Origin of the sequence: Ruegeria arenilitoris (genome assembly GCF_013031355.1) — a bacterium.
GTDB classification, from domain to species: domain Bacteria; phylum Pseudomonadota; class Alphaproteobacteria; order Rhodobacterales; family Rhodobacteraceae; genus Ruegeria; species Ruegeria arenilitoris_C.
In genome coordinates, this window is the sequence record NZ_WPZO01000003.1 from 293,982 (window position 1) to 317,249 (window position 23,268).

26 protein-coding genes and 1 other RNA gene are annotated in these 23,268 nt (G+C 60.3%); 10 read left to right on the top strand and 17 right to left on the bottom strand.

Annotated features, from left to right (window positions below; genetic code table 11):
- Window positions 1-3 precede the first annotated feature (3 nt).
- The 3 genes from GOX63_RS09965 to GOX63_RS09975 all read left to right on the top strand — a co-directional run bounded on the left by GOX63_RS09965 (window position 4) and on the right by GOX63_RS09975 (window position 3,341).
- Window positions 4-738, top strand: a complete 735-nt coding sequence (locus tag GOX63_RS09965) for a glutamine amidotransferase (RefSeq protein ID WP_170325816.1) — start codon at window positions 4-6, stop codon at window positions 736-738.
- Window positions 739-810: 72 nt separating this feature from the next.
- Complete coding sequence (locus GOX63_RS09970) at window positions 811-1,668, top strand: bile acid:sodium symporter family protein (RefSeq protein WP_170325817.1); 858 nt, start codon at window positions 811-813, stop codon at window positions 1,666-1,668.
- An 11-nt stretch (window positions 1,669-1,679) separates the two neighbouring features.
- Window positions 1,680-3,341, top strand: coding sequence for an FAD-binding dehydrogenase (locus tag GOX63_RS09975; RefSeq protein WP_170325818.1), 1,662 nt, complete (start codon window positions 1,680-1,682; stop codon window positions 3,339-3,341).
- 10 nt (window positions 3,342-3,351) lie between these two features.
- Here GOX63_RS09975 and GOX63_RS09980 read toward each other — a convergent pair whose 3' ends face one another.
- The 3 genes from GOX63_RS09980 to GOX63_RS09990 form a co-directional block, all read right to left on the bottom strand.
- Window positions 3,352-3,786, bottom strand: coding sequence for an META domain-containing protein (locus tag GOX63_RS09980; protein WP_170545644.1), 435 nt, complete (start codon window positions 3,784-3,786; stop codon window positions 3,352-3,354).
- A gap of 99 nt (window positions 3,787-3,885) precedes the next feature.
- Complete coding sequence (locus tag GOX63_RS09985; protein ID WP_170325820.1) at window positions 3,886-5,664, bottom strand: SLC13 family permease; 1,779 nt, start codon at window positions 5,662-5,664, stop codon at window positions 3,886-3,888.
- A gap of 80 nt (window positions 5,665-5,744) precedes the next feature.
- Window positions 5,745-6,560, bottom strand: coding sequence for a TIGR00282 family metallophosphoesterase (locus GOX63_RS09990; protein ID WP_170545647.1), 816 nt, complete (start codon window positions 6,558-6,560; stop codon window positions 5,745-5,747).
- An 89-nt stretch (window positions 6,561-6,649) separates the two neighbouring features.
- Here GOX63_RS09990 and GOX63_RS09995 point away from each other — a divergent pair, with 89 nt between their 5' ends.
- Window positions 6,650-6,883 (top strand): putative hemolysin, encoded by a 234-nt coding sequence (locus GOX63_RS09995; protein WP_170325822.1) that lies wholly within the window; start codon window positions 6,650-6,652, stop codon window positions 6,881-6,883.
- Window positions 6,884-6,888: 5 nt separating this feature from the next.
- On the opposite strand, the gene GOX63_RS10000 is transcribed toward GOX63_RS09995, so the two are convergent.
- Both GOX63_RS10000 and mgtE read right to left on the bottom strand, forming a co-directional pair.
- A complete protein-coding gene (locus tag GOX63_RS10000; protein WP_170325823.1) occupies window positions 6,889-7,452 on the bottom strand; it encodes a 5-formyltetrahydrofolate cyclo-ligase in 564 nt (187 codons plus the stop codon).
- Window positions 7,449-8,843: a magnesium transporter gene (gene mgtE / locus GOX63_RS10005; RefSeq protein ID WP_170325824.1), complete on the bottom strand. Its 1,395-nt coding sequence runs from the start codon at window positions 8,841-8,843 to the stop codon at window positions 7,449-7,451. Before mgtE ends, GOX63_RS10000 begins: the two co-directional genes overlap by 4 nt.
- Before the next feature lie 140 nt (window positions 8,844-8,983).
- Here mgtE and guaD point away from each other — a divergent pair, with 140 nt between their 5' ends.
- Window positions 8,984-10,273: a guanine deaminase gene (guaD, locus tag GOX63_RS10010; protein WP_170325825.1), complete on the top strand. Its 1,290-nt coding sequence runs from the start codon at window positions 8,984-8,986 to the stop codon at window positions 10,271-10,273.
- A gap of 124 nt (window positions 10,274-10,397) precedes the next feature.
- Here the strand turns inward: guaD and GOX63_RS10015 are convergent, their stop codons facing one another.
- The 4 genes from GOX63_RS10015 to GOX63_RS10030 form a co-directional block, all read right to left on the bottom strand.
- Entirely contained in the window at window positions 10,398-10,880 is a 483-nt protein-coding gene (locus tag GOX63_RS10015; protein WP_170325826.1) for a DUF995 domain-containing protein, read from the bottom strand.
- Between the two features lie 155 nt (window positions 10,881-11,035).
- Window positions 11,036-12,370, bottom strand: coding sequence for an 8-oxoguanine deaminase (locus GOX63_RS10020; protein ID WP_170325827.1), 1,335 nt, complete (start codon window positions 12,368-12,370; stop codon window positions 11,036-11,038).
- Window positions 12,371-12,486: 116 nt separating this feature from the next.
- The gene (gene hisN / locus GOX63_RS10025; protein ID WP_170325828.1) at window positions 12,487-13,278 is read right to left on the bottom strand and encodes a histidinol-phosphatase; all 792 of its coding nucleotides are present in this window, start codon (window positions 13,276-13,278) and stop codon (window positions 12,487-12,489) included.
- Window positions 13,279-13,323: 45 nt separating this feature from the next.
- Window positions 13,324-13,695 (bottom strand): helix-turn-helix domain-containing protein, encoded by a 372-nt coding sequence (locus tag GOX63_RS10030; RefSeq protein WP_058280151.1) that lies wholly within the window; start codon window positions 13,693-13,695, stop codon window positions 13,324-13,326.
- A 326-nt stretch (window positions 13,696-14,021) separates the two neighbouring features.
- On the opposite strand from GOX63_RS10030, the gene GOX63_RS10035 reads away from it, so the two are divergent.
- Window positions 14,022-14,978, top strand: a complete 957-nt coding sequence (locus GOX63_RS10035) for an NADPH:quinone oxidoreductase family protein (protein ID WP_170325829.1) — start codon at window positions 14,022-14,024, stop codon at window positions 14,976-14,978.
- Here GOX63_RS10035 and GOX63_RS10040 read toward each other — a convergent pair.
- The gene (locus GOX63_RS10040) at window positions 14,975-15,856 is read right to left on the bottom strand and encodes a LysR family transcriptional regulator (RefSeq protein ID WP_170325830.1); all 882 of its coding nucleotides are present in this window, start codon (window positions 15,854-15,856) and stop codon (window positions 14,975-14,977) included. The genes GOX63_RS10035 and GOX63_RS10040 overlap by 4 nt on opposite strands.
- Before the next feature lie 127 nt (window positions 15,857-15,983).
- Here GOX63_RS10040 and GOX63_RS10045 point away from each other — a divergent pair, with 127 nt between their 5' ends.
- Together GOX63_RS10045 and GOX63_RS10050 are read left to right on the top strand one after the other, a co-directional pair.
- Window positions 15,984-16,193: a DUF1127 domain-containing protein gene (locus GOX63_RS10045; protein WP_170545649.1), complete on the top strand. Its 210-nt coding sequence runs from the start codon at window positions 15,984-15,986 to the stop codon at window positions 16,191-16,193.
- A 183-nt stretch (window positions 16,194-16,376) separates the two neighbouring features.
- Window positions 16,377-17,147, top strand: a complete 771-nt coding sequence (locus GOX63_RS10050) for a Bax inhibitor-1/YccA family protein (RefSeq protein ID WP_170545652.1) — start codon at window positions 16,377-16,379, stop codon at window positions 17,145-17,147.
- A gap of 166 nt (window positions 17,148-17,313) precedes the next feature.
- On the opposite strand, the gene GOX63_RS10055 is transcribed toward GOX63_RS10050, so the two are convergent.
- Together GOX63_RS10055 and rpmG are read right to left on the bottom strand one after the other, a co-directional pair.
- Window positions 17,314-17,820: a hypothetical protein gene (locus tag GOX63_RS10055; protein ID WP_170325833.1), complete on the bottom strand. Its 507-nt coding sequence runs from the start codon at window positions 17,818-17,820 to the stop codon at window positions 17,314-17,316.
- 204 nt (window positions 17,821-18,024) lie between these two features.
- Window positions 18,025-18,192 carry a 50S ribosomal protein L33 gene (rpmG, locus tag GOX63_RS10060; protein ID WP_005630270.1) on the bottom strand — a complete coding sequence of 56 codons (168 nt, stop codon included), beginning with the start codon at window positions 18,190-18,192 and terminating at the stop codon, window positions 18,025-18,027.
- A 580-nt stretch (window positions 18,193-18,772) separates the two neighbouring features.
- Here rpmG and GOX63_RS10065 point away from each other — a divergent pair.
- Window positions 18,773-19,105 (top strand): GYD domain-containing protein, encoded by a 333-nt coding sequence (locus GOX63_RS10065; RefSeq protein ID WP_170325834.1) that lies wholly within the window; start codon window positions 18,773-18,775, stop codon window positions 19,103-19,105.
- Between the two features lie 8 nt (window positions 19,106-19,113).
- Here GOX63_RS10065 and rnpB read toward each other — a convergent pair.
- The 5 genes from rnpB to gatC all read right to left on the bottom strand — a co-directional run bounded on the left by rnpB (window position 19,114) and on the right by gatC (window position 22,828).
- Window positions 19,114-19,511, bottom strand: an RNA gene (rnpB, locus tag GOX63_RS10070) — RNase P RNA component class A.
- 129 nt (window positions 19,512-19,640) lie between these two features.
- A complete protein-coding gene (locus tag GOX63_RS10075) occupies window positions 19,641-20,357 on the bottom strand; it encodes an N-acetylmuramoyl-L-alanine amidase (RefSeq protein ID WP_170325835.1) in 717 nt (238 codons plus the stop codon).
- Entirely contained in the window at window positions 20,296-21,009 is a 714-nt protein-coding gene (locus GOX63_RS10080; protein WP_170325836.1) for a hypothetical protein, read from the bottom strand. Before GOX63_RS10080 ends, GOX63_RS10075 begins: the two co-directional genes overlap by 62 nt.
- A 40-nt stretch (window positions 21,010-21,049) precedes the next feature.
- Window positions 21,050-22,537, bottom strand: coding sequence for an Asp-tRNA(Asn)/Glu-tRNA(Gln) amidotransferase subunit GatA (gatA, locus tag GOX63_RS10085; protein WP_170325837.1), 1,488 nt, complete (start codon window positions 22,535-22,537; stop codon window positions 21,050-21,052).
- Window positions 22,538-22,540: 3 nt separating this feature from the next.
- Window positions 22,541-22,828, bottom strand: a complete 288-nt coding sequence (gene gatC / locus GOX63_RS10090; protein ID WP_170325838.1) for an Asp-tRNA(Asn)/Glu-tRNA(Gln) amidotransferase subunit GatC — start codon at window positions 22,826-22,828, stop codon at window positions 22,541-22,543.
- A gap of 228 nt (window positions 22,829-23,056) precedes the next feature.
- Between gatC and GOX63_RS10095 the strand changes: the two genes are divergently transcribed.
- Complete coding sequence (locus tag GOX63_RS10095; RefSeq protein ID WP_170325839.1) at window positions 23,057-23,215, top strand: hypothetical protein; 159 nt, start codon at window positions 23,057-23,059, stop codon at window positions 23,213-23,215.
- Window positions 23,216-23,268 lie beyond the last annotated feature (53 nt).

Consider the following 23,268-nt stretch of genomic DNA (forward strand, 5'->3'; position numbering starts at 1 on the left):
CGCATGAAACGATTTCTGATCCTGCAACTGCGCCCCGAAACCGAGGCGTCGGACGCCGAATACGCCTCGATCCTGGACAAGACCGGCCTGTCGCCGGACCAGACCCACCGCATTCGTCTGGATTGCGAGGACCTGCCCGCAGGGCTGAATGTCACTGACTATGCCGGCGTGATCGTTGGTGGCGGCCCCGGCTGCGTCAGCGACGATCCGGCCACGAAATCCCCAATGGATGCGCGTATCGAAGCGGCCATCATGGGTCTGATGCCACAGATCACCGCGAAGGATCATCCGTTCATGGGTTGCTGCTACGGCCTCGGCATTCTGGCTGCGCATCTGGACGGTAATGTCAGCAAGGACCAGTACGGAGAACCCGTCGGCCCCTCGACCTGTCACCTAACCGAAGACGGCGCGCGTGATCCGCTAACCTCCGGACTGGATCAGACCTTCGACGCTTTCGTCGGCCATAAAGAGGCTGTGCAGACCCTGCCCGACGGGTGTGTTCACCTTGTGGCCTCGGACCCCTGCCCGTTTCAGATGATCCGCTGGGGCCAGAACGTCTATGCCACGCAATTCCACCCCGAGGCCAACGCGCGCGATTTTGAAGAGCGCATCAATATCTACAAGCACCACGGCTATTTCCCGCCCGAAGACGCCCAGCGCCTGATCGATATCTGCCACGCCGCCGATGTCACCCAACCCGGCGAAATCCTGCGCCGATTCACTCAGCGCTATATGTGACCCAACGGCGCGGTTGCCTGACTCTTCACCCCTCGCATAGGCTGGTCCGAACGGCTTTGGGAGGAGTTGTTCTTGGATCTGCTTATCAATGTCGGCCTGCCGTTGTCGCTGGCCGTGATCATGCTGTCTCTGGGCGTCGGGCTGCATGTCGCTGATTTTCGACGCGTACTGACACGAGGCTACCCCTTCGCCATTGGTGCACTAAGCCAGGTGGTGCTGCTGCCTATCGCAGCCTTCGTGACCGTCAAGCTGTTCGCCCTGCCGCCCGAGATCGCGGTGGGCTTCATGCTGCTCAGTTTTTGCCCTGGCGGTGTGACCAGCAACATCCTGTCGAAACTGGCCAAGGGGGATGTCGCCCTGTCGGTCAGCCTGACTGCGGTCATAAGCTTGCTCTCCATGCTGACCGTTCCCATTCTGGCGGCCTGGTCCATCACTCACTTCATGGGCGAGGACGCCCCCGAGGTCTCGATCACCGGTCTGGCGGTCGCCCTGTTCCTGATCACCACCCTACCCGTGGCTATCGGCGTCAGCCTGCGCCATTTCGCGCCCACCTTTGCGGAACGGATTGACGCGCCTCTGTCCAAACTTGCGACTGCCCTTTTTGTCCTGATCGTCCTCGCAGCACTCGCCGGGAACTGGCGGCTGTTTATCGACAATCTTGGGATCATGGGGGCCGGGTTGGTCACCTTGAACATCGCTCTGCTGGCCATCGGGCTGGGGTTGGCGCGTGCCGCGAAACTGTCGTGGAATGAGAGTAAGACGGTCTCAATCGAAACCGGCATCCAAAACTCGACGCTGGGGATTACGCTGGCGGCGCTGATCACGGGAACGGATAGCGGGTTTAGCCCGCTGGCCCTGCCCTCGGCCGTTTACGGGATCATGATGTACGTCGTAGCCCTGCCCTATATCGCCTGGCTTCGCAGCCGCTGAAAGGACAAGACATGACCAACAACACTGCTGATGCCATCGTCGTGGGCGCCGGATTGGCTGGGCTGGCTGCCGCAGCCGAACTGGCGGATCGCGGCAAGAAAGTAATCGTACTGGATCAGGAACCCGAGCATTTTCTGGGCGGGCAAGCGTTCTGGAGCCTCGGCGGGTTGTTCATGGTCGACACCCCGGAACAGAGGCGGATGGGGATCAAAGACAGCCACGATCTGGCCTTGCGCGACTGGATGGGCAGCGCGCAGTTCGACCGCGACGAAGACGCCTGGCCGCGCAAATGGGCCGAAGCTTATGTCGAATTCGCCGCCGGAGAGATGCGCCCCTGGCTATACGAGATGGGCCTGCGCTGGTTCCCCATCGTCGGTTGGGCCGAGCGTGGCGGGTCTTATGCGGATGGTCACGGCAACTCGGTTCCGCGGTTTCACATTACATGGGGCACCGGGCCGGGCGTTTTGAAACACTTCATCCGCCGTGTGCAGGACCATGTCAGCGCCGGACTGATCGAGATTAAATTCCGCCACCAAGTCAGCCACATCATCATGCAGAACGGTGGCGCCAAAGGGGTATCGGGCGAGGTTCTGGCCGATGACTCCGCCCCTCATGGTGCCAAAACCAACCGCGATGAAGTGGGGGAATTCGAGGTCTATGCGCCCTCGGTCATCGTAACCTCGGGCGGGATCGGCGGCAATTTCGAGATGGTGCGCAAGAACTGGCCCCGCGACCGGCTGGGCGAGCCGCCAAAGGACATGGTGGCCGGCGTGCCGTTCCACGTCGATGGCCGCATGATCGGCATCAGCGAAAAGGCCGGCGGCCACGTGATCAACGGTGACCGGATGTGGCATTACACCGAGGGCGTGCGCAACTGGAACCCGATTTGGCCCTCGCATGGCATCCGTATCCTGCCCGGGCCCAGCTCAATGTGGTTTGACGCGCGGGGCAATCGGCTGAAACCGCCCTGTATGCCGGGGTTCGATACGCTGGGCACGCTGAAGGAGATCCTGAAAACCGGTCATGAATACAGCTGGTTCGTGCTGACCCAAAAGGTGATCAAGAAGGAATTCGCCCTGTCGGGTTCCGAACAAAATCCCGACATGACGGAAGGCGGCTGGCGCGAGGTGCTGTTCCAGCGCGTCCTGACCGGATCAAAAGCCACCGCGCCGGTTGAGGCGTTCAAGGAGCATGGTGAGGATTTCATCGTCGCCAACACTCTGACCGAGTTGGTCAGTGGCATGAACCAGTTGGGCGGCGGTCTGATCGACGAGGCGCATCTGCGCGCTCAGATTGAGGCGCGGGATAGTCAGGTCGACAACCCGTTCACAAAGGACGCGCAGATGGCAGCCATCCTTGCCGCGCGTAATTACCGGGGGGATAAGCTGATCCGCACCGCCAAGCCGCACAAGTTCCTTGATCCGGCCAATGGCCCGCTGATCGCAGTGAAGCTGCATGTGCTGACACGCAAGACGCTAGGCGGGCTGCAAACCAATCTCGACAGCCAGATGATCGGCGCAGATGGTCAGGTCGTCCCTGGCCTGTTCGCCGCCGGAGAGGTCGCCGGGTTCGGTGGCGGCGGCTATCACGGTTACAACGCGCTGGAGGGCTCGTTTCTGGGCGGCTGCATCTTTTCGGGCCGCAATGCGGGGCGGTCACGGGCGGTGGCCTGACCGCCCGGTCTTATGGCATACGCACAAATTTCAGCACCGGCTCACCCGCGCTGTCCAGCATGACCAGATTGTCCCCTGCTACAGCATAAGCAGTCACGTTTTGCAGCGCGTCCAAAAACTGGCGCTCAACCTGTTCCATTTCTGGCGGGCAGGCCATCAGGGTTGCCGCGATATTGTCCGGAAAGTCGATCTGCCCATCAGATATCTCGACCTGCCCTTTGATACGGTTGCAGCCTCCGCTGCCGCCAAAAGCCCCACCGGCCTCAAACGCGATTTCGGGGCGTTTATCCATGTCCAGAACGCCACCGTTCAACCCAATGGCGGACCATTTGGTATCTTCAAGGCTCACCGGTTCGTTTGTAGTTTGGGCAGTGCTGTAACCACCCAGCAACCCCAATACGACCGCACTGGCCACAATGGCCTGACCTATCTTTGGAAAAGGCATGATCCTGTCCTTTCTCTTCAGACGCTTTGAAGAGAAAGATTGGGGCGGGATCAGAGATTACAAGCTAAGCCCCTAAAAACCGGCGGTTCCGCGCCGATCTTAAAGGGGCCAGATAAACGGGATCAGCAAAGAGGCCAGCAAACCGACCGTCAAGTTCAACGGCACGCCAACTTTCAGGAAGTCGGTGAATCTATAGCCGCCGGGGCCGTAAACCATCATGTTGGTCTGATACCCGATCGGCGTAGCGAAGGAGGCCGAGGCCGCCACCATCACCGCCACCACCAGCGGGCGCGGGTCGATCCCGACCGCCTGCGCCAAACCGATGGCAATCGGTGTCACCACCACGGCCACGGCATTGTTCGACACCAGTTCAGTCAGCACCGAGGTCAGCAGGTAGACGGCCCAGATGATCAGGAAAGGCGGCAGCACGCTTAGGCCCGGAGCAATCGCTTCGACAATCAGCGAAACGGCCCCGGATTTGTCCAGCGCCGCACCGATGGCAAGCATAGAAAAGATCAGCGCCAACAGGCGGCCCTCGACAAAGGAAAATGCCTCATCCGCGTCGATGCAGCGGGTCAGCAGCACCACCGCGACCGCCAGAACCGACAGCAGCAGGATCGGCGCCACGCCCAGCGCGGCCAGCACGACGATCCCCACCAGCGCACCAATGGCGATCGGCGCATGGCTACGGCGGAACGCACGGGCCGAGGGTTGCGTTACGTCGACCATATCCATGTCGGACGCCAGTTTTTGGATGTCTGCGGGGGACCCTTCCAGCAGCAGCGTATCGCCGACCCGCACCACCAGATCATCCAGCTGACGCCCGATATTCTGGTTCCGCCGATGCACCGCCAGCACATAGACACCATACCGGCGGCGCAGACGCAGCGTGCCAAGCGTTCGGCCCACCATGCGGCAACCGGGAGTGATCAGCACTTCGACCGTCTTAGTTTCAACCGCCGAAACCTGATCGACGCGCTTGAGTTCCTTGTTGCTTTGCAGGCTCAGCAACTCGGTCATTTCAGTACGCAGAACCACGCGGTCACCGAGTTTCAGCTCAACCCCTTTCAGGTTGCGCCGCAGCGACTCGTCGCCCCGGATCACGTCGATCAGACGCACGCCGGGGCGTTTGAACAACTGCACCCCTGTCACTTCGCGCCCGATCAGGTTGCTGTCGGGGGGAATGACAGCTTCGGTGAAGAACTTCATCTTGGACCGGTCGGACAGCAGCGAGGCCATGCTGTCGCGGTCCGGCAACAGGCGTGGAGCTATGAAACGCAGGTAGACCATGCCATAGATCACCAGCGCGATGCCCAGCGGCGTAACCTCGAGGATCGAAAACGCCTTCATCCCCTGTGCCCGGGCCACACCATCGACCAGCAGGTTGGTCGAGGTCCCAATCAGGGTTAGCGTACCGCCCAAAATCGCCGCGTAGCTCAGCGGGATCAGCAGTTTCGAGGCCGGAACGTTCAGCGTGCGTGCGATTTGCACAAAGACCGGAATCATCACGACCACGACCGGCGTGTTCGACACCACGGCCGAGGCCAACACGACGAACGCCATCAACAGACCAATGGCAAAGCGCGGATTCACCTGCGCCTGCTTTTGCGCGGTCGAGGTAAACGCATCCAGCGCCCCGGTCCGCACCAATGCCCCCATGATGATGAACATTGCCGCGATCGTCCACGGTGCAGGGTTGGACAGCACCCCCAGCGCGCTCTGATACGGCAGAATGCCGGTCACCAGCATGATGGCAACGCCACCGATGGCGACCACCTCGGTCGGGTAAACCTCGCGCAGGAACATGACGAACATGCCCGCAACGACCATCAGCGCCACGATCGCGCTGCCCGTTTCTGTCAGTTGAAGGAATTGCATTCTTGGTTTTGTGTCCGAACCTTGACCTGGCTTGCGCGCCCGCCGGGCAGTTTCCCGCATTGCGCGCGGCAGAGCAAGCCTTACTGCGGCCCAGCCTGCTGCAAGCGCCCGCCAACGCGGACCATCTGCACAGATTTTGCCTGCCCGTCGCGGTCATCGGTCTCGACGAACACACCGCTCAGCGTTGCCTCGCCATTTGCAGGGGTGAACCGCGCCTTGGGCATTCCGGTGATGAAGCGGCGCATCGGTTCGATCTTGTCCATGCCGATCACCGAGTCATAGTCTCCGCACATCCCAGCATCGGTCAGGTAAGCTGTGCCACCTGGCAGGATCTGCGCGTCTGCCGTGGGCACATGGGTATGCGTCCCCACCACAAGGCTGGCGCGTTTGTCGCAGTAATGGCCCATCGCCATCTTCTCGGACGTCGCCTCGCAATGCATGTCAACGATGATGGCGTTTGCCTGCCCCCCGCGCGGGTGGGACTTAAGGATCGGTTCAATCGCCGAGAACGGATCATCGAAGGGCCGTTTCATGAACACCTGCCCCAGCACCTGCACCACCAGCACCTTGCGGCCTCCGGGTGCATTGAATAGGCGATGTCCCCGACCCGGCGCGCCTTTGGCAAAGTTCACCGGGCGTACGATGCGCGACTCTTTTTCAATGAATTGCAGCATGTCTTTCTGGTCAAACGCGTGATCGCCCAGCGTCAGACAATCGGCACCGGCGTCCAGCAGCAGCTTGGCGTGATCCCCGGTCAGACCCATCCCGTTCGAGGCGTTCTCGCCATTGATCACAACAAAATCCAGCCGCCATTCGTCACGCAAACGCGGCAGATGTTGCTGTACGGCCGTGCGTCCCGCGCGGCCCATGACGTCACCCAGAAAAAGTATCCTCATCCAACCTGTCCTAAGTGTGGTAATGGCCAAGCACAAGTGGTTAAGCTGCCTGCATAAACTGCCAAAGCCCTTTCAACAGGAGATTCTTGATGCCTCGCCCTCTTATTGCCGCTCTTGGCCTGATCGCACTCACCGCTTGTGATGAGGTGCCCGCGTCGGATTCATCGACGCAACTGGCAAATCCCGCTGCCACGTTCTGCGTGGAAAGTGGTGCAAGATACGAAATTCGCGACGGCGACAACGGGCAATCAGGCGTCTGCATTCTGCCCGATGGGCGCGAAGTCGATGCCTGGGAATACTTCCGCGAAAACAGCCCGACCTGAGGCGATCAGGCCGAAAAGGTCAGCACCCGGCTTTCGGTGATCACCATATCCAGCGGCTGATCGGTGGGCTCCAGCGGCAGCCCTTCGGCCTCTTGCGCGTCAAAGGCAAAACCGATGGCCAACGTAGGGCGTTTTGCGCGCAAGCCTTCCAGCGTGCGGTCATAAAAACCGCCGCCGTAACCCAGCCGCCCGCCCTGCGCATCGAAGGCGACCAGCGGTACGATCAGAATTTCGGGGTCGAAATAGTCATCGACCTCAGGCACCTTGGCGCCGAACGGGCCGTCTTTCAGCGCACCTTCGGGCGTCCAGCGCGAAAACTTCAGCGGTTGCCCGGCTGCTTGGATCACCGGCACACCAACGGGGCCATAAGCCGAGGCCTCGGCCATCGCAGCCAGCGGATCAATCTCGGTACGGATCGGCATGTAGCCAGACAGAGGCACGCCCCGGTGTCCGGCCAGAACCTCGGACAAACGTCCGGCGGCTCCGGGCAAACGGGTGTCGAACGCAGCCTTTCGGCGCGCAAAAGCCGCCTTGCGCGCGGCGGCTTTGATGTCGGTCAGATCGGTCACAGTAGCACCACGCTGGCAAGCCCAAGAAAGATGAAGAACCCCATGACATCCGTTGTGGTGGTCACGAAGGTCCCCGACGCCAGCGCAGGGTCAACGCCCATGCGGTCCAGCACCACCGGTACTACCGTACCTGCAAAGCCCGCGATGACCATATTCACGACCAAGGCCGACCCGATCACGACACCCAGCATCGGAGAATCGAACCACATCATCCCCACCGTCCCCAGCACGATGGCAAAACACAGCCCGTTCAGCATCCCCACCAGCAATTCCCGCCGGATAACGCGCATGACGTTGGCGTTGGTCAGGTCGCGCGTCGCCAGCGCCCGCACCGCAACCGTCAACGACTGCGTCCCCGCATTGCCGCCCATCGACGCCACGATCGGCATCAAAATCGCCAGCGCCACCAATTGATCAATCGCCGCCTCGAACTGCGAGATAACCAATGAGGCACAGATCGCCGTACACAGGTTCACCGCCAGCCACGGCAGACGCCGCCGGCTGGTGGCGGCCACACTGTCCGAGATCGAGCTTTCGTCGCTCACGCCCGCAAGGCGCAGAATGTCTTCTTCGTGTTCTTCATCCAGAACGACCATTGCATCGTCGATGGTGATCACGCCGACCAGCCGCCCATTCGCATCGACCACCGGGGCCGAGATCAGGTGGTACTGGTTGAAGGCATAGGCCACATCCTCTTCGTCCTGATCGACGGGGATCGAGTGGAATTCTTCCTCGGCGATGTCATGCAACGGCACGTCGCGCCGGGTCGCCATCAGCTTGCCCAGCGTGACCTGCGCCACGGGTTTCAGCCGCGGATCGACCAACACCACGTGATAGAACTGTTCCGGCAGATCGTCATTGGCCCGCATGAAGTCGATGGCCTGCCCAACCGCCCAATGCTCGGGCGCCATGACCACCTCGCGCTGCATGAGACGACCGGCCGAGTTTTCCGGGTAAGACAGCGCTTGTTCAGCCGCGACCCGTTCGGAATCCTCCAACGCGTCAAGGATGGCTTCCTGCTGCGGCTCTTCAAGGTCTTCCAGCAGGTCGACAACGTCGTCGCTTTCCATCTCGCGCACGGCGTCGGCCAGAACGTCGGGCTTCAGGATACCAATGATCTCTTCGCGCACCGCCTCATCGAGTTCCGAGAGGATGTCGCCGTCAAACTCCTTGTCATACAGGCGGATCAGGCGGGCCCGATCATACGGGTTGATCTGTTCCAGAAGGTCGGCGATGTCGGCCGGGTGCAGCGGCTCCATCAGCTCAACCAGCTTGTCGCGGTCGTCTACATCAACTGCATATAGTATGGCCGCTACGGTCTTGCGATCCAGCGCATAGACATCGTCGTCACTGGTTGACTCGTTTACGGGTTCATCAAAGCCTGTCGTCATGTCTGCCCCCGTATCATTCGGTCATTGGCCCCTAATTAGAAGAAGCTGCTACCGGAAAACAATGACAATACGGCGATTTACCGACAAGTTTCGCCCGCCTATGCTGTTTCGCAGTCCCTTACAGGCGGAGATGAAGGAAAATGGCGCAAAAAACGCTGCTGAAAGGACGTGTTCTGAGCTTCACCGGTTCACCGTTCGAAGGTGAGCCGACCGAGGCCGTCAAAATCAGCGAAGCAGTTCTGGTCGAAGACGGCCGCATTTCCGCTGTGGCGGATGCCGACAGCCTGCGCGCCGCCCATCCGAATGCAGACCTGATCGACTACGGCCAGCACGTCATTATGGCCGGGTTCGTGGACGCCCACGTGCATTATCCACAGACCGCCATGATCGCCAGTTGGGGCAAGCGCCTTATCGACTGGCTGAACACCTATACCTTCCCCGAAGAGATGAAGTTCGGCGACCCCGCCTATGCGTCCGAAATTGCCAACCGCTATCTCGATTTAACCGCGGCGCACGGCACGACGACCATGTGCAGTTTCTGCACCATCCATCCCGAAAGCGTCGATGCCTTCTTCGCCGCCGCGCAGCAACGCAATCAGCGCGTCGTGGCCGGCAAAACCTGCATGGACCGCAACGCGCCCGAGGGGCTGCAGGACACGGCGCAGACCGCCTATGACCAGTCAGCAGCTTTGCTGGAGAAATGGCACGGTGTCGACCGGCTGTCTTATGCCATCACTCCCCGCTTTTCCCCCACCTCCACGCCCGAACAGCTTGAAGCGATGGGCGCGCTCTGGGCCGAGCACCCGCATTGCCTGATGCAAACGCATCTGAGCGAACAGACCGACGAAATCGCGTGGGTCCGCGAGCTGTTCCCCGAGGCGCGCGACTATCTGGATACCTATGAGAATTTCGGCCTGCTGGGCGCGCATGGTGTCTATGGCCACGTCATCCATCTGGAATCGCGCGAGCGCGACCGGCTGCGCGAGGTGGACGCGGCGCTGATCCACTGCCCGACCTCGAATACGTTCATTGGCTCGGGTCTGTTCGACATGACCGGGCTGATGCGTGACGGTCACAGGGTCGGGCTGGCGACAGATACCGGCGGCGGGTCCAGCTTTTCGATGCTGCGCACAATGGCTGCTGCCTATGAAATCGGGCAACTGCGGGGCGCGCCGCTACACGCCGCACAGCTGCTGTGGCTGGGCACCGTCGGGTCGGCGCGCACATTGCGAATGGACGATTGCGTCGGCAACGTTGCACCGGGGATGGAGGCCGATCTGGTCGTCCTCGACCTTGCCTCGACCCCGGCCATCGCTCAGCGCGAGGCCTGCGCTGACGACTTGTGGGAGGCCATCTTCCCCACCATCATGATGGGCGACGACCGGGCGATCTCGGCCGTTTGGATCGGCGGAGAGCCCGTCGCACGGTAAAACGGGCATCGCCTAGTTTTGAGCGCAAACCAGAGACGAGGCGCTCAAGGCCTTTGGTCCGAACCATCGGGCAGCCAGATGACGGCTGCCTGATTTCCCCGATAAGTCGAAAGAGAAAGTAAGCCTATAGACCCAGCTTGCGAATATTCTTTCTTTTCTTCGATTTGAATTTGTCACCCTTCACTAGGGTGCTGTCCCCGGTTGCCCGCCACCATTCCTTATCGTCTGGCCATTTGCGCCAGATTTGACCATCCGGAGCGACAACATGCTCGATACAGCCCAGCTCATCCGGCTCGGAGTCGACGGAATCGCCTTTTGGCCAGTACCAGACCAATTCACGGCAAACGCGGGCCTTGCGGTCCACTTTCCACGTGCCGATAGCCACGTTGTCGCTGTGCTTTTTGCACCATGCGCTCGCCTGCCAGCCGGAACCAAAGTAAATTCCGCCCTCACATCCTTTCCAGATTTGCGTCTTGCCCCCATAGAGCTGTGCAATCACATTGGGGTCGGCAGGCTTCGCACCCTGCGGTTTGGGGTCAGCCCAGGCGAATGCTGAATTCAGAACGATCAGGACGGCAGTGCCAACAGAAATTGCTTTAAATTTCATCTAACCACTCCTTCTAAAATGAAGAAAAGATACCACAAAAACGCCAATTTCTCAAAAATCCGGCCGCCCCAAAAGCCTCACTACTGGGCGTCTTTTCTTGCTGTTGCAGCTAAACAGCCACCGCACCCAGCCTTGTGAAAGCGACGATACTCAGCCTAGCGTTGCAAGGCCTGCGCCAGACTGTTCTGGCGCTCGATGATCCTTGGCAGGTCTATCGTTGCAATCTGCCCGTGGCGCACGATCTGGCGCCCTTCCACGAACAGATGCTTCACATTCATCGGCCCGGACAATAGCAACGCCGCCGAGTCCCAACTGCCGGCGCTTTCAATCCCGCTCGTGTCCCAAACGGCAATATCGGCGCGCTTGCCGGGCTCCAGCCGCCCACAATCGGGGCGGTTCAGAACATCAGCACCGCCGCGCGTGGCAATCTCCAGCGCTTCACGGGACGACATCGCATCCGCACCGTTCGCGACGCGCTGCAATAGCATGGCCTGTCGCGCCTCGAGGATCAGGTTGCTGCTGTCGTTGCTGGCCGACCCATCGACCCCCAAACCAACAGGAACGCCGTGGTCGCGCATGGCACGCACCGGTGCGATACCTGACCCCAAACGGCAATTGGAACAGGGACAATGTGCGACACCGGTCTGGGTTCTGGCGAACAGATCGATCTCGGTCCCGTCCAACTTAACGCAATGGGCGTGCCACACATCCGAACCGGTCCAGCCCAGATCCTCGGCATATTGCCCTGGGCGACAGCCGAACTGCGCCTGCGAATAGGCGATGTCTTCGTCGTTTTCCGCCAGGTGGGTGTGCAGCATCACCCCCTTATCGCGCGCCAGAATTGCCGCATCACGCATCAGGTCGCGGCTGACCGAGAACGGTGAACACGGTGCCAGCCCGACGCGGCACATTGCGCCCTCGGAAGGATCGTGAAACGCATCAACGACCCGGATCATGTCATCGAGGATCGCGGCCTCGACTTCGACCAGCGCATCCGGCGGCAGGCCGCCGTCACTTTCGCCAATGCTCATGGCGCCGCGTGTGGGATGAAAGCGCAGGCCGATCTCAGCCGCCGCCGCAATCGTGTCATCCAGCCGCGCACCGTTCGGGTACAGATACAGGTGGTCAGAACTGAGCGTGCACCCGGACAGAGCCAGTTCGGCCAGACCGATCTGGGCCGAGACGAACATCTCTTCCGGCCCAAAGCGGGACCAGATGGGATAGAGCGCCTTCAGCCAGCCAAACAACAGCGCATCCTGCCCGCCGGGCACCGCGCGCGTCAGGGTCTGAAAAAGATGGTGATGGGTGTTCACCAAACCCGGCGTCACGACGCACCCAGCCGCATCATGAGTTTCGCCGGTGGTCTGCAGGTTGTGGCCAATCTGTTCGATCTGCCCGCCTCGGATCAGGATATCAGCGCCAGAGAGTTCACGGCGCGTGTCGTCCATCGTCAGGATGGTATCTGCGTTCTTGATCAGGGTTTCGGTCATTCCGCCCTCCTTGCAATACACCCGTTTCGTGCAAGAGGAGCGTCGGCTGGCGGAAAACGGGTACAAGAACCAGCCGGGCAAACCCTACCCGACCGGTTCAGACCCGGCAATCTTTTTCAGTGCTTGCGCAAAAGTTCCAGCGCCGCCGCATGCAGATCAGCGTTCGCGGCCGCCAAAACGCGGCCACCTTCATGCGCGGGACCGCCTTGCCAGTCAGTGACAACTCCGCCCGCAGCTTCGATCACCGCGATAGGCGCCTGAATGTCATAGGCGTTGAGGCCAGCCTCGATCACCAGATCGACCTGCCCCGCAGCCAGCAGCGCATAGGCATAACAATCCATGCCATATCGCGTCAGCCGAACATGCCGCGCCACGGCCTCGAACCCAGCGCGTTCGTCAGGGGTGCCAACCTCGGGGAAAGTGGTGAACAGAATCGCCTGGTTCAGACTGGACGTCGGGCGGGTCTTCAGTGGTGCCGTTCCGGTTGGGCCGGTCACTTGCGCGATGTCGGCTGATCCCACGAAACGCTCGCCGATATAAGGCTGGTCGATGACGCCCATGATCGGGCCGTCCTGCGTGCTTAGCGCGATCAATACACCCCAGGTGGGCGTGCCGCTGATAAAACCGCGGGTGCCGTCAATCGGGTCCAACACCCATGTTCGGCCGCTGGTGCCCTCATCCTGGCCGAACTCTTCGCCAAAGATACCGTCATCGGGCCGGTGTTTGGCCAGAACCGCGCGCATGGCCTGTTCGGCGTTCCGATCAGCAACGGTTACCGGGTCGAAGCCCTCGTCCAACTTGTTGTCGGTCTCAAGATTGGATTGTCTGAAAAATGGAAGAATGGCCGCGCGCGCAGCGTCGGCCATTTCTTCGGCAACTTCCAGATCGCTTAGAATGGTCTCTTGCATACGCTACCCGTGCGGTCCGCGCGTGCCAGAGTCAACCCCGTTCGCTCAGGCGACGTCGCTCAGCACACGTGCGAGCTCGAACAGGCGGCGGCGTTGGTTTTCAGGGATCGCATAGTAGGAACGTACCAAATCCAGTGCTTCCTTGTCCCCCATCAGATCAGCCGGAACCGATTTCTTGCCGGTTGCTTCTTTTTCGGCCTCTTCCAGACCTTCAAAGAAAAAGCTGACAGGCACATCCAATGCCTCGGCGATGTCCCACAAACGGGAAGCGCTGATGCGGTTGGCACCTGTCTCGTATTTCTGAATCTGTTGAAACTTAATACCAACTTGCTGCGCCAACTGCTGCTGGGTCATGCCAATCAGCCAGCGGCGATGCCGGACGCGCTTGCCCACATGGACATCGACGTGATGGGTCATTGGTATTCTCCTCTAAACTACACACACAACCGATCTGAGTGCGCGACATGCCTTTTTACGCAACACTAGCGAGCCGCCCTTAACCACTTCCTAATTAGGAACATGCCCCCAAATCAGCACCTCAGACAATATTGCGCTTTTTGGTTTTTTTTTCAAGAAGGTTGAATCTGATTCCCGGCGCAGAGATTTAAAGTTGTGCCACGCAAGCCTCGCACACGTCCCTGCCGTCAGGTAAGTCTGACGTGCTTGCCACACCCCCTGCCGGGTAAGAGATTGACAAACCCCAAGCAGCACGAACCTATGCCCCAAACCACAGGAGCAGACTCATGCTGGCCTACAGAATTCCGTCCCAAGGCGCCGCCGCCCGGCTTTGCGATATTGACGTCCCTCAACCTCTGGAAGGTCAGGTGCGGGTCGCGATCAAAGCCTGCGGCCTGAACTTTGCCGACTTGCTGATGCAGAAGGGTACGTATCAGGACACGCCGCCCGCCCCCTTCACGCAGGGTATGGAAATCGCCGGTGTGGTCGATGCGACGGGGCCAGGCGTATCGCACCTGCAACCAGGTGACCGGATCGCGGTCTATTCGGGTCAGGGCGGCTTGGCGGAGTTCGGAGTGTTCGACGCGGACCGCGCAATCCCCCTGCCCGATTCGATGAGCTTCGAAGACGCCGCCGCCATCCAGATCGCCTATGGCACCAGCCACATTGCATTGGATCACCGTGCCCGCCTGCAACCCGGCGAGACGCTGCTGGTCACCGGTGCAGCAGGCGGTGTCGGCCTGACAGCGGTCGAGATCGGCAAGCTTATGGGCGCAACCGTGATCGCTCAGGCCCGGGGCGCGGACAAGCTGGCTGTTGCGCAAGCCGCCGGGGCGGACCACCTGATCGACGCATCCGAGGATCTGCGCACGCGCGTCAAGGAACTTGGCGGCGCGGATGTCGTGTATGACGCAATCGGCGGCGATGTGTTCAAAGCCGCCTTCCGCGCCACCAACCCCGAAGGGCGCCTGCTGCCCATCGGTTTTGCGGGCGGTGAGGTACCGCAGATTCCCGCCAATCACCTGCTGGTCAAGAACCTGACAGTGATCGGGTTCTACATTGGAGGGTACCTGACCTTCCGGCCTCAGATCGTGCAGAACAGTTTTGAAACTCTGTTCCGCTGGCACGCCGAGGGGAAAATCAAGCCCCATATCAGTCACGTGTTGCCCTTGTCGGACGCCGAAAAAGGCCTGCAACTGCTGCGAGACCGTACGGCGACCGGCAAGGTCGTGATCACGCCCTAGCCGACAACGGCCTTCAGGGGGCTGCTGCCGAGCATACGGAAATTCTGCCGGACGAGGTCGGCCAGCGCCTCAACCACGGGGCCACGTCCGGGCTCCCCGCCGTACAGGTTGATCATATGCGCGGGCAGATCGGGCAGCACACCGCCGTCATCGATCTGCACCAGATGCGCGGCCTCGGTGCCATCCAGCATGGCGTGAATCGCCAAGTCGGCAGACACGGTGGCCTCAATGGTGCGGTCGTTTTCGGTTTCCACCGACAGCTCCCACGGAAGGCCCGCTTCATCCAGCGCCGCGATCATCTGCGGCCGGAACATGCAACGACGACCGACTGCAATGGGAATCGGCCGCTTGCGCCAAGCCGACCCGCCGGGCGCGCCAATCCAACGCAGCGGCAGCTCGGCAATGGTTTCCGCCGCCTCGCCGCCGTTCGCTTCGGTCGTTAGGATCAGGTCGCATTCGCCGCGCTTGAGCATGTCTTTCAGTTGCAGCGAGTATGAGGACACCAACTGCACCCGCACCCGCGGGAAATCCGCATTGAAGCGCTGCAACACCCGGGGAATAGCTGGGTACACAATGTCATGCGGCACGCCCAGCACCACCTCACCCTCGAACGCCTGATCGGTGAGCTTCGAGATCACCTCATCATTCAGCGCGATCATGCGGCGGGCATAGGCAAGCAGTTGCTCTCCCGAGGCGGTCAGCGCGATGGTACGGCCGCTGCGGTCCAGCAGTTCAAGGCCCAGCAGCTCCTCCAGCCGCTTCAACTGCATCGAAACGGCAGATTGCGTCAGGTGCAGGAACCCGGCGGCACGCGTCACGCCACCCTGATCGGCCACCGCCACAAAAGAACGCAAGGTTGTAATGTCCAGATTTCGCATGTTCACGAATCCTTATGTGTTACTTCATAAACATTCATTTTCAAAATGTGCCCTATTGCGCCATATAAATCAAGGAACTTGATGAAACCCCAAAAACTCATCGAGAAAGCATGAAAGGACAAACATTATGACCCAAATTGCAATTAACAGACCCTGCCCGCCCCGCCGCCGCTTTGGCCTGTCTCTGCTGTGGGATGCGCTTTCTCTGCACCGCCAGCGTCGCACTTTGGCAAGGCTGGACGCCCGGGCGCTGGAAGACATCGGAATCACGCGTGAACAGGCCGAGGCCGAAGCCGCCCGTCCCCTTTGGGATGCGCCGGAATTTTGGCAAAAATGATTCTGACACTCATCTTTTCCCGATGAATGGCGACCCGCTCCCGCAGGTCGCCATTTTTGTTTCGTGTTTTAGCCGGAATCCAGCGCTAAACCCTTGAAACATGACCCGCAGTTGCCGATATTTGCGAGGAACGGGGTCCGATTTTCGGACCACGAAAAGAATTATGTGAAGGGAGACCCTTTAATGGCACAATTTGACACGATCCGGACGGCGACCGGCGCGCGCGCTGCCCAGATTGACGAGGGCCTGCGCGCCCACATGAACAAAGTCTACGGCACGATGTCCGTGGGTATGCTGATTACGTTTGCAGCGGCCTGGGCAATTGCCGGTCTGGCGGTTTCGTCCGTACCGACAGAATACCAGATCAGCGCAAGCACTTACCTGACGCAGTTCGGTGCAACACTGTTCGCGTCGCCCCTTAAGTGGATCATCATGTTTGCCCCGCTGGCCTTTGTGTTCGGCTTCAGCGCCGGTATCAACCGCCTGTCCGCAGCAGCAGCACAGACGGTATTCTATGTGTTCGCGGCCGTTATGGGCGTGTCGATCAGCTGGATTTTCCTGGTCTTTACCGGGCAGTCGATCATCCAGGTGTTCCTGATCACATCCATCGCCTTCGCGGGCCTGTCTCTCTATGGTTACACCACCAAGAAAGACCTGTCGGGCATGGGCACGTTCCTGATGATGGGCCTGATCGGCCTGATCGTTGCGATGATCGTCAACTGGTTCCTGCAGTCGCCTGCAATGATGTATGCGATCTCGGTTATTGGTGTACTGATCTTCGCGGGCCTGACCGCTTATGACACGCAGAGCATCAAGAATACCTACCTTCAGATGGCTCACTCGGGCGATCAGGAATGGTTGGGTAAAGCCGCTATCATGGGCGCACTGAGCCTGTATCTGGACTTCATCAACATGTTCATGTTCCTGCTGCAGCTCTTTGGCAGCCGCGAATAAGGCTACAGCGACTTAAATATCCAAAGGGCGGGTCCTTGCAGACCCGCCCTTTTCTTTTGATGAGTTGGGAAATCGACCGATACGCCCTGTGATCCTCGCGCCCGACACGTACAAAAAAGGCCCCGTCCAGATGGCGGGGCCTCAATCATTGCATATGCTTGTTCGATCAGCTGCAGTTCAGCGCCACGGCGAAACCCGAACTGCGATCGGAATTGCCCTTGCGGTAGACATCACCCGCCGGCAGGCAGCCGGTGAACTGCTCGGCATCGCGGCCGAATGTTGCGCCGACCGCGTTATCCACTCGGGTGCTGTTGTTTGCGGTGCGCAGGACGCCGTACAGAGTACCATTCACGTTGACTGTGCTCAGGAACAGGTTGGTGTCCGATCCGGTCAGAAGCACCGCATCAGTGTCGCTGCGCCCGCCATTGTCGATTGCGACACGCGCAACTTTCTGCGGATCGGTCTGGTCGGTTACCACGGGAACTGCGGGCAGCACGGCCAATTCAGCCGGTACGTTCGTCGCAGGCGACAGGAAGGCAGCCGCTCCCTGAACATCCGAGATAGAGCGGGGTTCACCATCGATCCCCGTGAACCCGACGCCTTCGCGGTTATAGGGGTCTTCGCAGGCCGCAAGGGCCAGAACGGTCATTGTGGAAAACAAGATTTTTTTCATGACGGCCAACATTTTGGAACGGTTTGTTGAAGCGTATCGGCAAGCCTCTGCAAAAAGCAACCCACTGCGGACCCGATTGCCCTGCCCGCTGATGCTTCGTTGCAACGGAGTGAAGCGTCATGAAACCCTGCCCCAAAAGGTCCGCAAAGAAAAAGGGCCCTGCCGAGGCAGAACCCTATGAAACTGTCCAAGTTGGACGGCAGATTACTTAATCTTGCCTTCCTTGTACTCGACATGCTTCCGAGCAACCGGGTCGTATTTACGAACGGTCATCTTCTCGGTCATGGTGCGCGCGTTTTTCTTGGTCACGTAGAAGTGGCCCGTGCCCGCGGTCGAGTTCAGACGGATCTTGATTGTCGTCGGCTTCGCCATGGTTATCTCCTGCGTCCGAAAAGGCAGGGGCCTTTCGGTTGAATTCCTATGAGCGTGCGCTTTTACCCGGTCGCGCGGCTGAGTCAACCGGATTCCGCCCGGAAAGCGCACAAATCCTGCACTCGAAGCCCGCCCCGGTTTGGTTGGCTCACGGTTTTGTGATATGCTCACGCGATTATACCCTAAAAAGAAGCCGACATCAGGCTCGAACCCCGAGGCGCCGCGACCAGGCAAGACGTTCTGCCAGCAGAATCGAAATGATCACTTTGGGGGAAGTTGTCATGACAGGTGAAGACACTGACGGGATGGCGACGCCGCATGTCTTCGACTCCAGGACTCCAACGACGCAAAAATCTTCGCATGCCCCTGTGGGCAAAGACTTGGACCGGGAAAGGCGTACCGGGCGTTGCTTTCGCAATTCGCCACTGACGCGCAATGCGGTCAGCCAACCCTTTTCCGCCGGGTCCGCATGGCGTGTTCCCGGACTCAGAGAGGCATTTGAGAGGTCGCGACACGTGCAAGAAGGCTAAAGGACCAGCCTGATTACAGGTCCTGCATCAACTTTTTACAGGAGGTAGACATGCCTATTTTCATTACCTACGCGTCCTATTCGCAGGAGGGGGTCAAGGGAATGTTGAAGAAGCCCGTGGACCGTACAGCGCCTGTCCGGGCATTGCTGAAAAAGGTCGGTGGCAAGCTTTTGGGTTTCTACATGACAACGGGCGAAAATGACGTGGTGGTCATCAGCGAGGCCCCGGACGGCACGGACGCCGTGGCCGTCGGCATGGCGGTTGCGGCCTCGGGCGCGGTCTCGAAGGTTGAAACGGTGCGCGCATGGAAGGCGAAGGACTTTGTCAGCGTTGCCAAGAAAGCCGCGAAACTAAGCGGCGCCTATGCGCCACCAGGCAAGTGACAGGGAATACGCGCGGAGGGCCTATAAGCCGGATCTTGTTCCGGGGTTGCCCCCTTCGATGACCATTCCTCTAGGCCGCGCATTGCTGCGCGGCTCAAGCTGCCAACCCGGTCCCTCTCGGCCAAGACGCGCTTAGCGGTGGTATCGGCTGACGCCGACCATCCCGCGCGGGGACCCTATTTGGCATTGCTCCCGGTGGGGCTTGCCGTGCCGCCGCTGTTGCCAGCGGCGCGGTGGGCTCTTACCCCACCGTTTCACCCTTACCGTTGACCGAAGTCGCGGGCGGTCTGATTTCTGTGGCGCTTTCCGTCGGGTTGCCCCGCCCGGGCGTTACCCGGCACCGTTGTCTTGTGGAGTCCGGACTTTCCTCTCGGGCTTGCACCCCAGCGGCCATCCGGCCCTCCGCGCAGTGCGGTGGGTATGCTTTGGGTCAGGTGGCGTCAAGGGGTTAGGGCGCGAAGGGGCCTGCCCCTTCTTGGCCTGCGGCCTATTCAACCCCGAGATATTTTTGGCCCGATGAAGCCCGGATCGGTGTCTATCGGTCCAGCGGCGCGAAATCTGCAGGATGCAGGGTGCCCGTGGCCCACGGACGGTATCTGAGCCGGACCGCAGCCAGCAGTGTGTCGTCGTCGACCTCAAAAGAATACCCAGCCGCGCGTGCCGCGGCCCGGAAGGATTGCATCGTCAGGTGTTTCGGGGCTTTCCCCTCTCCGCGCCGCCCCACGAGGTTCAGGCGCTCTAGCCGTTGCCAGGGGAATCGGGGGCCGGGGTCGCATTTTCGTCCCGGCGCCATGTCGGAATGGCCGATCACGTGGTCCGGGCTGATCGACCACCGTTTCTGGATTTGGCGCAGCAGGGTTTCAAGCACGGCTATCTGAGGTTCTGAAAACGGGTGCGCCCCGGTATTGTCCAGTTCGATGCCGATTGAGCGGGAGTTTATGTCGCTCTGGCCGTGCCATTCACCTGCGCCTGCATGCCAGGCGCGGTGCTCCTCGTGCACCATCTGCCAAAGCGTGCCATCTCCGCCGATCAGGTAATGTGCCGAGACTTCATGTTCGGGATTACACAAGCGATCCAGCGCCGCCTGCGGGCTGTCCATCGCGGTATAGTGGATGACCACCAAGGACGGAGTCAGCCCGTCCCTTCGCTCACCAAAATTCGGGGACGGGTGCCATATGGGAGTCGGTGGTTCAGTTATTGACGGCACTGCGGAACGCGCTCGGGTCCCAGCCGCAGGCGAAACCGTCACCATCCGGGTCCAGACCTTTGCGATCCTTCTGCGGGCCGCCATTGGACAGGAAATCGATCTGCGCTTGATCGGCCGACGGGTAGCGGGCGCAGTTGCGCTGCGCCTTGGCCTGCAGATTGAACCCGGCGCGGCTGTAGAGCTGGGTTCCGACCGGGTTCGAGGTGTTCAGCGCATATTGGACAATATTGGGCTGACCGTCCGAACCACGGGCCGGAACGGCTGTTGGCGAAACAACCTCATAGGTCTGGCGGTTCTGTTCGATCCGCGCAGCATCGGATTCGATGGTTCGGCGATCCGAAACCGCGTCGAAGTCCTGTTCATCCGAGATCCCGTTATTGATGGGATCTTCGACCGTTGACGCGGGCGGTACATATGTGGGCTGTCCGGACGTGCTGGCCAATGCGGCTGCGGTTGCCGAGGCAAGGTCAGCATTCTCACCGGTTGGCAGAGGGGCACCAGCGCCCGGCGCGCCCAGTTGTTCCTCGGTCACCTCAGAGGGCCCAAGCAGCGGATTTCCGGTGTATCCCTGCCCTGCCAATTGCGCCTCACGCTGTGCCTGATAGGCGGGCGTGTTGAAATCCGGGCCACCTACCGGTGCCACCGTATCACAGGCGGCCACCAACCCGATTGCGAGGATCAGAAGCGTAAAGCGCATCCAGCTGCTCCGTCTTGCGTTGTCTTGCCTGACCTGAGGCTTACCACCATTTGCCTGGCTTGGCCACAAAGCCCGCTGCGTTCTCCAACGCGTAGGCTGTGTTCAGCAGATCGCCCTCTTCCCAAGGACGCCCGATCAGCTGCAGACCAAGCGGCAGACCTTGCTTGTCCAGACCGGCAGGCACCGAAACACCCGGCAGGCCGGCAAGGTTCACGGTCACGGTGAAGACGTCGTTGAGGTACATCTGAACCGGATCAGCCTCGGTCATTTCGCCCAGACCAAACGACGCTGACGGTGTGGCCGGGGTCAGGATCGCATCGACACCTGCGGCGAAGACATCTTCGAAGTCTTCCTTGATCAGAGTACGGACGCGGCGGGCGCGGTTGTAATAGGCGTCGTAGAAGCCTGCGGACAGAACATAGGTTCCGACCATGACGCGGCGCTGCACCTCGTGACCGAACCCCTCGGCGCGGGTTTTCTCGTACATCTCGGTGATGCCGTCGCCCTGCGCCAGCGTAGCGCGGCGACCATAGCGGACACCGTCATAGCGGGCGAGGTTCGAGGATGCCTCGGCCGGGGCAATCACGTAATAGGCAGGCAGCGCGTATTTGGTGTGCGGCAGCGAAATATCGACGATCTCAGCACCCGCGGCTTTCAGCATCTCGGCACCGTCAGCCCAGAGCTTTTCGATCTCGGCGGGCATACCGTCCATGCGGTATTCCTTGGGGATACCGATCTTTTTGCCCTTGATGTCGCCAGTCAGCATCGCCTCAAAGTTCGGTACGGCCAGTTCGGCGCTGGTCGAATCCTTGGGGTCGTGACCGCACATGGTCTCCAGCATGATCGCCGCGTCGCGCACGTTCTTGGTCATCGGTCCGGCCTGATCCAGCGAGGAGGCAAAGGCGACGATGCCCCAGCGCGAGCAGCGGCCATAGGTCGGCTTGATGCCGGTGATGCCGGTGAACGCGGCAGGCTGGCGGATCGAGCCGCCGGTGTCAGTACCGGTTGCGGCCAGACACAGGTCAGCGGCCACAGCCGAGGCTGAGCCACCCGACGAGCCGCCCGGGGTCAACTGCGCATCATCGTTGCCACGGCGCCACGGGCTGACCGCGTTGCCATAGACGGATGTTTCGTTGGACGAGCCCATGGCGAATTCGTCCATGTTCAACTTGCCCAGCATCACGGCCCCGGCATCTGCCAGTTGCTGCGACACGGTGGATTCGTATTCGGGTTTGAAGCCTTCAAGAATCTTCGAGGCCGCCTGCGAGGGCACGCCCTTGGTGCAGAACAGATCCTTGATGCCGATCGGCAGACCACACATGGCAGGCGCGTCGCCACCCTTGATCCGCTCATCCGCCGCCTTGGCGCGTTCCAGCGCGATTTCAGGCGTCTTGTGGACAAAAGCGTTCAGCGCGTCGGCCTCATCAATGGCCTTCAGGCAGGATTCGGTCAGCTCGACCGAGTTCACTTCACCCTTGCGCAGCGCGTCGCGGGCCTCAGCCAGGCCCAGTTTGTTCAGATCGCTCATGTCTTACTCCACCACTTTGGGGACTGCGAAAAAGCCTTCGCGCGCGTCGGGGGCATTGGCCAGAACCTTGTCCTGCTGGTTTCCGTCGGTGACCACATCCTCACGACGCTTCAGGCGCATCGGCTCGACCGAGACCATCGGCTCGACGCCTTCGACATCCACTTCGTTCAGTTGTTCGATGAACCCAAGGATGGTGTTGAACTCGGACGCCAGCGCGGGCAGCGCGTCATCCTCGACCTTGATCCGGGCCAGTTTGGCCACCTTGGCGGCGGTGCTTTGGTCAATCGACATCGGAAAACCTCATATGCGTTAGGGGGCATTTACCTGTCTGGGGTCCGGGTCGCAAGACCGGCTAGGGATCGATCGGTCCCGTTTCGACCTGCGCATGGTAACTGCCATTCAAATTTGCATATCCCCTATACGCAAAAGTAAACCGATTAGTTCATTTTGCACATTGAAAAAGTGAACCGAACTGTTCATTTCAAATGTTACGGCACAGCCTTAAACCGGAGAAAGACAATGAAAACGTTCATGACTGCTTTTGTATTGGCCACCACGGTTCTTGCCGCCCAGGCGCAGGCTTTTGGCCCCACCATGAACACCCTGACGCGCGACCTGACATTCCCCGAAACTGCCTCTCAACCTGTCACGCAGGATCAGGCCAAATTGGGTAATTGATATGACCCCCTGTCCGGGTCGGGTATTCGACGTCCGGCCCGGAAAAACTGCAA

What these genes read in the sequence shown, in the direction of transcription:
- GOX63_RS10075 (WP_170325835.1), bottom strand. Translation starts at nt 20,357, where the DNA reads ATGGTGACGGTTTCGCCTGCGGCTGGGACCCGAGCGCGTTCCGCAGTG.
- GOX63_RS10045 (WP_170545649.1), top strand. Translation starts at nt 15,984, where the DNA reads ATGACCCAAATTGCAATTAACAGACCCTGCCCGCCCCGCCGCCGCTTT.
- rpmG (WP_005630270.1), bottom strand. Translation starts at nt 18,192, where the DNA reads ATGGCGAAGCCGACGACAATCAAGATCCGTCTGAACTCGACCGCGGGC.
- gatC (WP_170325838.1), bottom strand. Translation starts at nt 22,828, where the DNA reads ATGTCGATTGACCAAAGCACCGCCGCCAAGGTGGCCAAACTGGCCCGG.
- GOX63_RS10015 (WP_170325826.1), bottom strand. Translation starts at nt 10,880, where the DNA reads ATGAAATTTAAAGCAATTTCTGTTGGCACTGCCGTCCTGATCGTTCTG.
- GOX63_RS09965 (WP_170325816.1), top strand. Translation starts at nt 4, where the DNA reads ATGAAACGATTTCTGATCCTGCAACTGCGCCCCGAAACCGAGGCGTCG.
- mgtE (WP_170325824.1), bottom strand. Translation starts at nt 8,843, where the DNA reads ATGACGACAGGCTTTGATGAACCCGTAAACGAGTCAACCAGTGACGAC.
- GOX63_RS10050 (WP_170545652.1), top strand. Translation starts at nt 16,377, where the DNA reads ATGGCACAATTTGACACGATCCGGACGGCGACCGGCGCGCGCGCTGCC.
- GOX63_RS10020 (WP_170325827.1), bottom strand. Translation starts at nt 12,370, where the DNA reads ATGACCGAAACCCTGATCAAGAACGCAGATACCATCCTGACGATGGAC.
- guaD (WP_170325825.1), top strand. Translation starts at nt 8,984, where the DNA reads ATGGCGCAAAAAACGCTGCTGAAAGGACGTGTTCTGAGCTTCACCGGT.
- GOX63_RS09975 (WP_170325818.1), top strand. Translation starts at nt 1,680, where the DNA reads ATGACCAACAACACTGCTGATGCCATCGTCGTGGGCGCCGGATTGGCT.
- hisN (WP_170325828.1), bottom strand. Translation starts at nt 13,278, where the DNA reads ATGCAAGAGACCATTCTAAGCGATCTGGAAGTTGCCGAAGAAATGGCC.
- GOX63_RS09985 (WP_170325820.1), bottom strand. Translation starts at nt 5,664, where the DNA reads ATGCAATTCCTTCAACTGACAGAAACGGGCAGCGCGATCGTGGCGCTG.
- GOX63_RS10065 (WP_170325834.1), top strand. Translation starts at nt 18,773, where the DNA reads ATGCCTATTTTCATTACCTACGCGTCCTATTCGCAGGAGGGGGTCAAG.
- GOX63_RS10035 (WP_170325829.1), top strand. Translation starts at nt 14,022, where the DNA reads ATGCTGGCCTACAGAATTCCGTCCCAAGGCGCCGCCGCCCGGCTTTGC.
- gatA (WP_170325837.1), bottom strand. Translation starts at nt 22,537, where the DNA reads ATGAGCGATCTGAACAAACTGGGCCTGGCTGAGGCCCGCGACGCGCTG.
- GOX63_RS10080 (WP_170325836.1), bottom strand. Translation starts at nt 21,009, where the DNA reads ATGCGCTTTACGCTTCTGATCCTCGCAATCGGGTTGGTGGCCGCCTGT.
- GOX63_RS10030 (WP_058280151.1), bottom strand. Translation starts at nt 13,695, where the DNA reads ATGACCCATCACGTCGATGTCCATGTGGGCAAGCGCGTCCGGCATCGC.
- GOX63_RS10055 (WP_170325833.1), bottom strand. Translation starts at nt 17,820, where the DNA reads ATGAAAAAAATCTTGTTTTCCACAATGACCGTTCTGGCCCTTGCGGCC.
- GOX63_RS10040 (WP_170325830.1), bottom strand. Translation starts at nt 15,856, where the DNA reads ATGCGAAATCTGGACATTACAACCTTGCGTTCTTTTGTGGCGGTGGCC.
- GOX63_RS09995 (WP_170325822.1), top strand. Translation starts at nt 6,650, where the DNA reads ATGCCTCGCCCTCTTATTGCCGCTCTTGGCCTGATCGCACTCACCGCT.
- GOX63_RS10095 (WP_170325839.1), top strand. Translation starts at nt 23,057, where the DNA reads ATGAAAACGTTCATGACTGCTTTTGTATTGGCCACCACGGTTCTTGCC.
- GOX63_RS09990 (WP_170545647.1), bottom strand. Translation starts at nt 6,560, where the DNA reads ATGAGGATACTTTTTCTGGGTGACGTCATGGGCCGCGCGGGACGCACG.
- GOX63_RS09980 (WP_170545644.1), bottom strand. Translation starts at nt 3,786, where the DNA reads ATGCCTTTTCCAAAGATAGGTCAGGCCATTGTGGCCAGTGCGGTCGTA.